Here is a 12,117-nt window from a genome sequence, read left to right on the forward strand (position 1 = left end):
CTGGTTTCTCCTGAATCAGACGCCCCTAGTGTAGTGCGACCTAATTAACAGTACATAAAGACTCCTAACGGTCTACTATGGATGTTATTCCAACCACTGCCTGTTTTTACTATGCGAGTTGCCACAGAGATAATACTTGATGCTTCTGAAGAAATACGACTCAGAAAGATTACTTCATCAAATACTTGCCCTCTTCGCTTGGCCCGCCGTGCCCAGATTGTTCTTCTCTCTGCAGAAGGAAAAAGCAATCTTGAGATTGCGCAAATACTGAAGATCGGTCGTCATCAGGTCAGCCGCTGGCGTGACCGATATGCTCAGGAAGGCTTCTCCGGGATTGAACAGGATCGAGCTCGCAGTGGCCGTAAAAAGAAGATTGATGCTGCTGAGATTGTGAGTCTGACCACAAACACCCTTCCGGAAAATGCCACTCACTGGAGCACCCGAACTATGGCTGCTGTTAGCGGTATCAGTGAGAGAAGTGTTCGCCGGATATGGCATGCATATGGCCTCAAGCCTCACCTGGAAAAGACATTCAAGGTGTCCCGAGACCCGAAATTTGTGGAGAAGCTTGAAGATATTGTCGGACTCTATCTGTCTCCTCCTGAACATGCGTTGGTGCTGTGCTGTGATGAAAAAAGTCAGGTTCAGGCACTCGATCGAACACAGCCTGGCTTACCGTTGAAGAAAGGGCGTGCCGCAACAATGACTCATGATTATAAACGACATGGTACAACCACTCTCTTTGCAGCACTGAATGTACTTGATGGTGCTGTCATCGGTCAGTGCCAGCAGCGTCATACCCATGTGGAATGGTTGAAGTTTCTTAAACAGATAAATAGGGAAACGGCAAAAGACAAAGAGCTGCACCTGATTTGCGACAACTATGCGACTCACAAACACCCGAAGGTGCGAGAATGGCTGGAAAAACATCCTCGTTTTCATATGCACTTTACGCCAACGTCAGCATCATGGTTAAACATGGTTGAGAGATTTTTTCGGGATCTCACGAGTCAGCGTTTACGCCGTGGTGTGTTTGTCAGTGTGCCACAGCTAGTCAGTGCGATTGATGAATATATTGAAAAGCATAATCAAAATCCAAAGCCGTTTATCTGGACTGCTAAGGCAAATGATATCTTAGAAAAAGTCGTTCGGGCTAATCGCCGGTTAAGTTGCAAAAAGAACGACGCACTACACTAGCCTATAAATTTGCACCCTGCCATCGGTACAGGTGGTCACTACATGATGGCCATCAAAGCTAAAGCTGGCTGAGTCAATCGAACCATCATTGAAAATGATGGCTTTTTCGACCCATGATCCATCCATCTCCTGACCATAGATTTTTACCGAACCATCGCGAGTGGCAGTCAACACGTGGCGACCATCGGGACTAAAGGAGGCTGTATTGATCCGGGAATCATGGGAAAGGGTGACTTCTTCCTGCCATGATCCATCGGTCTTCAGGCCATAGATTTTTGCCGTTCCATCTTTGCTGGCTGTCACCACACTGCGCCCATCGGCACTGAAGGTGGCTGAGATGATTGAGTTACGATGGGAAATGGTGACTTTTTCTTGCCATGATCCATCATCCTTTGGACCACAGATTTTCGCCGTTTTATCCGCACTGACGGTTACTGTGTAGCTGCCATCGGGACTAAAGGCGGCTGAATAGACACCGAGACTGTGGGAAATGGTGGTTTCTTCTCTCCATGAACCATCGGCCTTCAGACCAAAGATTTTCGCCGTCTTATCCCAACTGGCGGTCAACAGACGGCTGGCATCAGGACTGAATATGACTGAGCTGACCCAGTGAGCGTGGGAAATAGTGAGTTTTTCTCGCCATAATCCATCGTTCTCCTGGCTGTGGATTTTCACCTCGAAAGCGCGACTCATGGTCGCCAAATGACGGTCATCGGCGCTAAAAGTGGCTGATTCGATCCAGCTATCATGGGAAATGGTGGCTTTTTCTTGCCATGACCCATCAGTCTGTCGGCTAAGGATTTTTGACGTCATATCGTAGCTGGCGGTTACTACATGAAAGCTATCAGCGCTGAAGGTGGCTGAGTTGATCTGGTGATTATGGGAAATGGTGAGTTTTTGCTCCCATGACCCATCAACGCCCAGACCATAGATTTCTGCCGTGTTATCGTTGCTGGCGGTCACTACATAGCAGCCATCCGGGCTGAAGGTAGCTGACACGACGAAGCCTTCATGGGAAATGGTGGTTTTTTCTTCCCAGGACCCATCGGCTTTCTTACCATGGATTTTCACCTTGTTATCCCAACCGCAGACGGTCAACACGTGGCGGTCATCTGCACTAAAAGTGGCAGAATTGACAATGTGATTATGAAAAATGGTGATTCTTTCTACCCATTTACCATCGTCCTCCTGGTCATATATTTTCGCCGTGTTGTCGTAACTGGCCGTCACCAGATGGCGGCCATCGGTGCTAAAGACGGCTGATGAGACCCCAATATTATGTGCAATGGTAGCTTTTGTATCCAAATGGAATGTTTTACATCGAGACATCAATCCAGTTCTGGTGAAATGGAACAAAGCAGGAAAACAAACTGTCTTTCGATATTTTATGAGTGATTTTACTAAGGCTTCGTCCTTCGTAAACGGCCGCAGCCAATTACGAAGTTGTTCTTTATCCTGTGCAGGAAGGATTTTCTTTAGTTGATATTGATGTGGTGAAGAAAACCGTTGATACCATGCCTTTGCCAGAGCATGATCGTTTTTAATAACCCTGTACAAGTGACTCGACACCTGTTGCAGTCGGGCAATATCCCGAAGTTCCAACAAGCGAATAATTTTGACGGTTATTTCCTCGGGCAAACCTTGCAATGAAGCGGTTTTCTTTATTTCTGTGTCAGGTAAAGTGACAGTCCTGCAGACCATGACAGCAGATTCTTCACCCTCCGGTCTTGCCAGATTGGCCGGTAGCGAGTACGAGCCGGATATGCCGGAGTGACTAAAGTCAGAATGCATATCTGATTTCCCCTGAGCTATTATCCCCCCTCGATTAAGAGGCTGTCGCAAAACTCTAACAACTCGTTCCCACGCTCTGCGTGGGAATGCATACCTCCCCTGAAAAGCGGACTCTGCAGCGCGAGATGGGTATGGGTTCCCACGCTGGAGCATGGGAACCAGAGTTTTGCGACACCCTCTTAACAAAGAGGTTCTAAATTGATAAAAACAATTAGAGACGGCTTTGAAATAAAAGTTCCTGACAGGCTCTTAAGTTTCTATCTTTCAGCGAATGCAGAATGGCATACCTTTTATTTGTCACAGTAAACAAACAATCATTTATTCCTCTTGAGTTTATTAATTCGCACTTTGTTATCGTCAGATACGGTTACAAAGTGGTATCCATCGGCACTGAAAGTAACCGAGTTGATCCGGCTTTTGCGGGAAATAATGACTTTTTCGACCCATGATCCATCAGTCTTGTGACCATAGATTTTTGCTGTTCCATCCCGACTGACGGTCAGTACATGGCAGCCATCGTCACTAAAGGTGGCTGATTTGACCCCACCTCTATGGGAAATGATGGCTTTTTCGACCCATGATCCGTCAGTCTTCTGACCGCAGATTTTCGCCTTGCCATCCATACTGGCAGTCACCACATGGCGGCTATCGGGGCTGAAGGTGGCGGAGATGACATCGTCATTATGGGAAACGCTGAGCTTTTTTTCCCAGACTCCATCGTCCTTCTGACTACAGATTTTCGCCTTGCGATCCTTACTGGCAGTCACCACATGGCGGTCATCGGGACTAAAGCAGGCTGAGTTGACCCAATTATCATGCAAAATGGTGACTTCTTTTTCCCATGAGCCGTTGAATCTCTGACCACAGATTTTTGCCTTGCCATCTCTGCTGGCGGTCACCACACGGCAACCATCGGAGCTGAAATTGGCTGAAGTGACCCAGCAATCATGCAAAATATTGACTTCTTTTTCCCATGAACCATCAGCCCCCAGGCTATGGATTTGTACCTTGTTGCCTGTACCGGCGGTCACCACTAGACGGCTATCAGCACTAAAGCTGGCTAAGTAGACATTGTGATCAAGGGAAAGGGTGGTTTCTTCTACCCATGATCCATCGGTCTTCTGACCATAGATTTTCGCCTTATTATCTCTACTCATAGTCACCAGATGACGGCCATCGGGGCTGAAGGTGGGCGGGTTGAGCCAGTTATCATGCAAAATGGTGATTTTTTCTTCCCATGATCCATCGTCCTTTTGCCCACAGATTTTCGCCGTATTATCCTGACTGCTGGTCACCAGATGGCAACTATCGGGGCTGAAGGTCACTGAGTTGATATAGTCACCATGAGAAATGGTGGCTTTTTCTTCCCATGACCCATTGGCCTTCTGGCTATGGATTTTCAACTTATTATCCCAACCACTGACGGTCACCAGATGACTGCTATCTGCACTGAAGGTGGCTGAGTCGACAAAGTGATCATGCATAATGGTCCTTTTTTTTACCCATTTCCCGTCGTCCTTCTGGCCATATATTTTCGCCGTGTTATCAAGGCTGGCCGTCACAACATGGCGGCCATTGGAGCTGAAAGTGGCTGAGTTGACCCAGATATGGTGGGTAATGGTAACTTTTTTAACTACTCTGAAGGTTTCGCATTCAGACATCAGTCGGGCTTTGGTGAAATAGAACAGCGCAGGAAAATAAGTTTTCTTCCGTTTTTTTATGAGCGATTTGACTAACGCTTTATCCTTTGTAAATGGTCGCAGCCGGTGACGGAGTCGTTTTTTATCCTCTGCAGGCAGGATTGTCTTTAATTGAAATTGATCTGCTGAAGAAAACCCCTGATACCAAGCCTTTGCCAGAACATGATTGCGTTTAATAACCCCATGTAAGTGAGTCGACACCTGTTGCAAACGGGCAATATCCCGAAACTCCAACAAGCGAATAATTTTGATGGTTAATTCCTCGGGCAAATCGTGTAATGAAGCTGTTTTCCTTATTGCTTCGTCAGCTACAGTAACAGACCTGCCCGCAGTGATAACAGAGGGTTCTCGCTCCGATCGTGGGAGCTTGGTTGGGGGCGAGGATGAACCAACCATGCCGGATTTATTATTTACAGTATCCATATCTTATTTACAGTGATCAGGGTGGTGGGCTTATGGATCGTGGAAAAGCTCTGAACGTATACTTCTTCAGCAGCTGATCAACGGGTGCTAAAAAACTGGTGGTCAGCACATGGTGACCGTCAGCGCTAAAAGTCGCTGAGTGAATCGAAGCATTCTGTAGAATGATGGCTTTTTCGACCCATGATCCATCAAGGTTCTGACCATGGATTGTGACTGTTCCATTAATACTGGCGGTCATCACATGGCGGCCATCGGAGCTGAAGGAGGCTGAGCTGATCCAGTGATCATAGGAAATGGTAGCTTCTTCCCTCCATGATCCATCGATCTTGAGACCATAGATTTTTGCCGTTCCATCTTTACTGGCGGTCACCACGCGGCGTCCATCGGCACTGAAGGTGGCTGATTCGATAAAGTGATTATGGGAGATGGTGATTTTTTCTTCCCATGATCCATCAACCTTCGGACCACAGATTTTCACCAGGTTATCGTCACCGAAAGTCATTACGTAGCAGCCATCGGGGCTGAAGCTGGCTGATAAGACCCTGAGATGGTGAGAAATGGTGACTTCTTCTTCCCATGAACCACCCGTCTTGAGACCAAAGATTTTTGCTGTGTAATCGTTACTGGTGGTCACCACTCTGTGACTATCAGCACTGAAAGTGACCGAGCCGATCCAGCGATCGTGGGAAATGGTGACTTTTTCTTCCCATGATCCATCGACCTCAAAGCTGAGAATTTTGGCCCTGCTATCATTGCTGACGGTCACCAAATGGCGGTCATCGGGACTAAAGGTGGCTGAAGTGACCCAATTATTATGGAAAATGGTGGTTTCTTCTCTCCAGGTTCCATCGGTCTTCTGACCATAAATTTTTGCCATGTTATCGCAACCAACGGTCACAAGATGTTGGCTATCGGCGCTGAAACAGGCTGAGATGACCCTACCACTATGAGAAAGAGTGAGTTTATGTTCCCATGAGCCATCGCCGCTCTGACCGTAGATTTTTGCCGTGTTATCCTTGCTGGCGGTTACCACATAGCAACCGTCTGGGCTGAAGGAGGCTGAGTTGACCCATTCATCATGGGAAAAGGTAGCTTTTTCTTCCCATGAGCCATCGGCTATCTGTCCATGGATTTTCACTATATTTTCAAAACCACTGAAGGTCACCAGATGACTACCATCTCTGCTAAAGGTGGCTGACATGATCCAGTAATCTTGGGGAAAGTTCACTTTTTCAGCCCATGAACCGTCGACCTCCTGCCCATACAATTTCGCGTTCTTATGATTACAATTGGTTGTCAACACATGGCGGCGATCGTCGCTGAAGGCTTTTGAAAAAACACAATTGTTTGAAATGGTCGCCTTTGTATCTAAATTGAATGTCTTACATTGAGACATCAGTACAGTTTTGGTGAAATGGAACAAAGCAGAAAAATGAACGTTCTCTCGCTTTTCTATGATTGATTCAATTAACGCTTCATCCTTCGTAAACGGTCGCAGCCAGTTACGAAGTTGTTCTTTATCTGTGTTTAGAAGGATTTTCTTAAGTTGATATTGATGTGCTGAAGGAAACCGTTGATACCATTCCTTTGCCAGAGCATGATCGTTTTTAATAACCCTGTTTAAGTGAGTCGACACCTGTTGTAAACGGGCAATATCCCGAAACTCCAACAAGCAAATAATTTTTATGGTGAGTTCCTCGGGCAAATCGTGCAATAAAACGGTTTTCTTAATGTTTGTATCTGCTACAGCCACGGTTCTACCCACACTGACACCCGATGACTCTCTCTCTATTTGTGCGAGATTGTTTGGGGTCGAGAATGAATCGACTGAGCCTGAGTTATTAGCATCAGAAAGCATCTCTGAAGTTTCCTGAGTTAGTACCGCCCCGATAAATAAAGACGTTCAAAATTGATAAAGAAAATTAGAATCTAATTTGAAATAAAAGTTCAAAACAGGGTCTTAAAAAGTTTCTGTATTTCAGCACATGCAGAATGGCGTTCCTTTTATTTCTAAAAGCAAACAGTCAATCATTCATCGAAAGCTTATAAATCATCACGCTGTTATCGTCAAAGGGCGCCACCAGATGGTGGCCATTGGGGCTAAGGCGATTTACTTTGGTCGAATCTCTATGTCTATGGGTAACGATGGCTTTTTCTACCCAGAATCCAAAAGTATCCTGACCATAGATTTTTGCCTTCCCATCCGAACTGGTGGTCACCACAAGGCAGCCATCAGCACTGAAAGTGGCTGATTCGACAAAACTTAGATGGGGAATGATGGCCTTTTCGACCCAGGATCCGTCAGTCTTCAGACCATAGATTTTCGCCGTGTAATCGAGACTGGCCGTCACCACATGGCGGCCATCGGGGCTGAAAATAGCCGAGAGGACACGGTCATCATGATAAATAATGCGCTTTTCTTCCCATGATCCGTCGCCCTTCTGACCATGAATTTTCGCTGTTTTGTCGTCACTTGCCGTGACTACATAGTGGCCTTTAGGACTGAACGCGGCTGAGTTAACACGGTCATCATGGAAAATAACGGTTTCTTCTTCCCATGAGCCATCGATCTTCTGACCAAAGATTTTCGCCGTCTTATCGTAACTGGCCGTTACCAGATGGCGGCTATCAGCACTAAAAGTGGCTGATGTGACCGTATCATCATGATCAATGGAGACTTCTGACGCCCATGATCCATAGACGATTTTCACCTTGTGATCGTAACCAACAGTCACCACATGGCGGCTATCGGGGCTGAAGGTGGCTGAGAGGACAAATTTATCATGGAAAATGTTGGCTCTTTCTACCCATGATCCATCAGTCCTCTGACAATAGATTTTGGCCGTGTTATCGTCACTGGCCGTCACCACATAGCAGCCAACCGGACTGAAGCTGGCTGTGTTGACAGAACCATCATGGGAGATGGTGAGTTTTTCTTCCCATGATCCATCGGCTCCCTGAACGCAGATTTTCGCCGTTGTATCCATACTGGCGGTCACCAAATGGCGACTATCGGCGCTGAAGGTGGCTGAGTTAACCCAATCATCATGGGAAATGGTAAGTTTCGCTTCCCATGACCCATCGACCTGACTATAGATTTTTGCCGTTCGATCTTTGCTGGCGGTCGCCACATGGCGACCATCTGTACTGAAGGTGGCTGATCTGACATTGGTGACATGGGAAATAAAGATTTCTTCTTCCCAAAACCCATTGGCCTTCTGACCACAGATTTTCGCCCCATGGCTACCGGCAGTCACCAGTCGGGTTCCATTGGCGCTAAAGATGGCTGAGAATACATCTTCATCATGGCCAATGAAGATTTCTCTATCTACTTTAAACCTTGCGCATTCAGACACCAGTCGAACTTTGGTGAAATAGAATAGATCAGGAAAATAAACTTGCTCTCGTTGTGTTATGACTGATTCGACTAACGCTTCATCCTTCGTAAACGGTCTCAGCCAATTACGAAGTTGTTCTTTATCCTTTGCAGGAAGAATTTTGTTTAATTGATATCGGTGTGGTGAGGAAAACTGTCGATACCATGCTCTTTCCAGTTCATGATCGTTTTTAATAATACCGTTAAAGTAATGACAAACCTGCTGTAAGCAGGCAACATCCCGAACCTCCAACGAGCGAATAATTCGTGTTGTTACTTCTAAAGGTAAATTAAAAAATAAACTTTGTTCCGCTTCTTCCTTTACAGGTATGGCGGATCTACCTGCACTGACACCCGACAATTCTGCCTTCGATTGAGCGCGACTGGTTGACGGCGAAAGTGAACCGATCATGGTGGATATATTATCCGTAGCTTCCAAACCTTATTCCTCCTGGTAAGCATTCTCCCCGGATTAAAAAGGGTGTTAAAGATTAAGACAGTAAATCAGACTCGGTTTTGAAATAAAAGTTCCTGACATTGTCTTAAAGAGGCTTCAGTCGTTCAGCGCATGCACAATGTTGTCTCCATCGGCGCTGAAGCTGGCCGAGTTGACTCAGAGATGCAAGGCAATGGTGACTTTTCTGACTGCTCTTGGCGTTTCACATTCAGACATCAGTCGGGCTTTGGTGAAAATGATAGCGGCTTTTTGATGCATGCAACTTTTGACAGGATAATAAGTACTCAACCATACGAAATCATATTTTCTGACTTATTGTTCAGGCACTCACGGCAACTGCTCCTGCGTTGCTCTAGCTCCTGCATCCATGCAGTCGTGATGCGTTGCAACTCTGGTCACATAGCTTGCTATGTTCCCGTCGTTGCGCCTTGCAGAGCACCTGCCCAATAAGCCAGAAATATTCGATTCCGTATGGCTGAGTACTTAGTGCTGACTTCAGCGCTATTGTCTTCCTGCAGAATAATAAAAAAGTGCTACCTTCAGGGTTAGTTTTCAAAGTAAAGAAACCTGAAGCACATGAAAAATCACAGAGCCATTGCAATCACTCGAATTATTTTTATTATTTCTGTTTTTTACACATATAATGCCAATGCATCACCGCTCTATAATGCGTTCAACAGTCTGGCCACCCTCATTGATGAGTTACATTTAAAAGAGTTTCGACTAACTGGACAGGTCTTATACACTTTTTCTCATTCCGTGTTGAATAGAAATCTCGAGATGCTAGATCTATACCGCGCTTCATTACTTGCCAGAGAGCAGCCAGGAGCAGTTTCTTCAAAAAAGTTCTATGCAAGAAAAATGAAAGAACGACTGCTTCGCCGTGTGCCTGAATGTTCTTTGCAACATGAGGAGCAGAATTTAGATCAGTTAATATCTCGTTGTGAAGGAGTGGGTTACTTTCCATTTCATGAAAGAGGAGAAGTATATGATGACTGCCAAACTGTAACTTTTTCTGACATAGATAAGCTGGAAGATAAAGAAATCAGCGAAAAGGCAAAAGATTTTTTATCAAAATTCTACAATTTGTTGAAAAATGATGAGCTTTTTTTAACAAAGTGTACTAATTCTGGCTTGGAAAGTGAGCACAAAATAACGTTGGATTTAATGAGCGCAGCGTTACATTAACAGCCTGAACAAAATTGCCAGTAAATGGGTGTATTGCACGAAAGGTGACTGCTTAAGGTACCGGGCTTGCATAGTACCTGCTATCGGCCACCTATTCAGCCTTTCATATCAAGCTTTGTCCCGAAATTGTCCCCTATAAAGGTGGCGGGCTTATGGATCCCGGAAAAGCACTGAACGTATACTTCTTCAGCAGCTGGTCAACAGGTGCAAAAGAACGGGTAGTCACTACATGGTGACCGTCAGCGCTAAAAGCAGCTGAGTCAATTGAACCATTCTGTACAATGATGGCTTTTTTGACCCATGATCCATCAATCTGCTGACCATAGATTGTTGCTGCCCGATCTTTACTGGCGGTCACCACGTGGCGACTATCGGGGCTAAAGGAGGCTGAGTTGACCGAGGAAGCATGGAAAATAGTGACTTCTTCCCTCCATGACCCATCGGCCTTCAGACCATAGATTTTTGCCGTTCCATCTTTACTGGCGGTCACCACACTGCGTCCATCGGCGCTAAAGGTGGCTGAGTTGATTAAGTCATCATGAGAAATGATGGCTTTTTCTTCCCATAATCCATCAACCTTCAAACCACAGATTTTCACCTTGTTATCGTTACTGACGGTGATTACATGGCAGCCATTGGGGCTGAAGCTGGCTGAGTTAACCCTGTGATCGTGGTTGATGGTAACTTCTTCTTCCCATGTCTCACCCGTCTTGAGACCAAAGATTTTCGCTGTGCAATCGTTACTGGTGGTCACCATTCTGCGACTATCAGCACTGAATGTGACCGAGCTGATCCAGAGATCGTGGGAAACTGCGACCTTTTCTTCCCATGATCCATCGAGCTGAAAGCTGAAGATTTTCGCAATGTTATCATCGCCGACGGTCACCACATGGCGGTCATCGGGGCTAAAGCTGGCAGAGGTGACCCATTTACCATGGGAAATGGTGGCTTCTTTTCCCCATGATCCATCTGTCTTCTGACCATAAATTTTTGCTGTGTTATCGCAACTGATAGTCGCCAAATGTTGACTATCGGCACTGAAACAAACTGAGTAGATCCAATCATTATGGGAAATGGTGAGTTTTTGTTCCCATGAGCCATCGCCGCTCTGACCATAGACTTTTGCCGTGTTATCGTTACTGGCGGTTACCAGATAGCAACCATCCGGGCTGAAAGAGGCTGAGTTGGTGTAGTCATCATGGGAAATGGTCGTTTTTTCTTCCCATGAGCCATCGGCTTTATGACCATGTATTTTCACCTTGCCATCGGAACTGCTGAGGGTCATCACATGGCTGCCATCTGCACTGAAGGAGACTGAGTCGATCAAGTCATCATGGGAAATGGTTACTTTTCTTACCCAAGACCCATCGACCTCCCGGCTATAGACTCTCACCTTTTTATGATCACAGCCGTACGCCACCAGATGACAGCCACTGGCGCTAAAGGCTTCTGAAATGACCCAACTATTTGAAGTGGTGTTTTTTGTAACTAAATTAAATGTTCTACAGCGAGACATGAGTCCAGTTCTGGTGAAATGGAACAAAGCAGAAAAATAAACGCTCTTCCGCCTTTTTATGAGTGATTCAATTAACGTTTCATCCTTCGTAAATGGTCGCAGCCAACTGCGAAGTTGTTCTTTATCATTGGCGGGAAGGATTTTCTTAAATTGATCTTGATGTAATGAAGGAAACCTTTCATACCATGCCTTAGCCAGAGCATGATCGTTTTTAATAACCCTGTTTATGTGAGTCGATACCTGTTGTAAACGGGCAATATCCCGAAGTTCCAACAAGCGAATAATTTTAATGGTTAATTCCTCGGGCAAATCGTGCAATAAAACTGTTTGCTTGATTTCTCTGTCAGGTATAGTGACGGATCTACCCACACTGACACCAGGCGACTCTGCCTTTAATCGTGCGAGCTTGGTTGGGGTCGAGGATGAACCGACTATGCCTGATTCTTTAGCAGCATAAAGCATACCTGGC

At 45.7% G+C, this 12,117-nt stretch carries 8 protein-coding genes; 2 read left to right on the forward strand and 6 right to left on the reverse strand.

From position 1 onward, the window contains the following. Window positions 1–111 precede the first annotated feature (111 nt). Window positions 112–1,197 (forward strand): IS630 family transposase, encoded by a 1,086-nt coding sequence (locus ACOMHB_RS17465; protein ID WP_448218589.1) that lies wholly within the window; start codon window positions 112–114, stop codon window positions 1,195–1,197. On the opposite strand, the gene ACOMHB_RS17470 is transcribed toward ACOMHB_RS17465, so the two are convergent. The 5 genes from ACOMHB_RS17470 to ACOMHB_RS17490 all read right to left on the reverse strand — a co-directional run bounded on the left by ACOMHB_RS17470 (window position 1,189) and on the right by ACOMHB_RS17490 (window position 9,232). After that, window positions 1,189–2,988: an F-box/WD repeat-containing protein gene (locus tag ACOMHB_RS17470; protein ID WP_448217583.1), complete on the reverse strand. Its 1,800-nt coding sequence runs from the start codon at window positions 2,986–2,988 to the stop codon at window positions 1,189–1,191. The two genes, ACOMHB_RS17465 and ACOMHB_RS17470, sit on opposite strands and share 9 nt — an antisense overlap. Before the next feature lie 314 nt (window positions 2,989–3,302). Further along, window positions 3,303–5,111, reverse strand: coding sequence for an F-box/WD repeat-containing protein (locus ACOMHB_RS17475; protein ID WP_448217584.1), 1,809 nt, complete (start codon window positions 5,109–5,111; stop codon window positions 3,303–3,305). Between the two features lie 16 nt (window positions 5,112–5,127). Next, window positions 5,128–6,969, reverse strand: a complete 1,842-nt coding sequence (locus ACOMHB_RS17480) for an F-box/WD repeat-containing protein (RefSeq protein ID WP_448217585.1) — start codon at window positions 6,967–6,969, stop codon at window positions 5,128–5,130. Between the two features lie 166 nt (window positions 6,970–7,135). Further along, window positions 7,136–8,926, reverse strand: coding sequence for an F-box/WD repeat-containing protein (locus ACOMHB_RS17485; protein WP_448217586.1), 1,791 nt, complete (start codon window positions 8,924–8,926; stop codon window positions 7,136–7,138). A gap of 174 nt (window positions 8,927–9,100) precedes the next feature. Beyond that, window positions 9,101–9,232: a hypothetical protein gene (locus ACOMHB_RS17490; protein WP_448217587.1), complete on the reverse strand. Its 132-nt coding sequence runs from the start codon at window positions 9,230–9,232 to the stop codon at window positions 9,101–9,103. Window positions 9,233–9,520: 288 nt separating this feature from the next. Between ACOMHB_RS17490 and ACOMHB_RS17495 the strand changes: the two genes are divergently transcribed. Continuing rightward, on the forward strand, window positions 9,521–10,132 hold the full coding sequence (locus tag ACOMHB_RS17495) for a hypothetical protein (protein ID WP_448217588.1): 612 nt from the start codon (window positions 9,521–9,523) through the stop codon (window positions 10,130–10,132). Between the two features lie 133 nt (window positions 10,133–10,265). On the opposite strand, the gene ACOMHB_RS17500 is transcribed toward ACOMHB_RS17495, so the two are convergent. After that, window positions 10,266–12,110, reverse strand: a complete 1,845-nt coding sequence (locus ACOMHB_RS17500) for an F-box/WD repeat-containing protein (RefSeq protein ID WP_448217589.1) — start codon at window positions 12,108–12,110, stop codon at window positions 10,266–10,268. Between the last annotated feature and the right edge of the window lie 7 nt (window positions 12,111–12,117).

The sequence above is a fragment of the Endozoicomonas sp. 2B-B genome, assembly GCF_053470045.1.

Coding starts and splice junctions, on each gene's coding strand:
- ACOMHB_RS17465 (WP_448218589.1), top strand. CDS start 112: ATGCGAGTTGCCACAGAGATAATACTTGATGCTTCTGAAGAAATACGA.
- ACOMHB_RS17475 (WP_448217584.1), bottom strand. CDS start 5,111: ATGGATACTGTAAATAATAAATCCGGCATGGTTGGTTCATCCTCGCCC.
- ACOMHB_RS17480 (WP_448217585.1), bottom strand. CDS start 6,969: ATGCTTTCTGATGCTAATAACTCAGGCTCAGTCGATTCATTCTCGACC.
- ACOMHB_RS17500 (WP_448217589.1), bottom strand. CDS start 12,110: ATGCTTTATGCTGCTAAAGAATCAGGCATAGTCGGTTCATCCTCGACC.
- ACOMHB_RS17495 (WP_448217588.1), top strand. CDS start 9,521: ATGAAAAATCACAGAGCCATTGCAATCACTCGAATTATTTTTATTATT.
- ACOMHB_RS17470 (WP_448217583.1), bottom strand. CDS start 2,988: ATGCATTCTGACTTTAGTCACTCCGGCATATCCGGCTCGTACTCGCTA.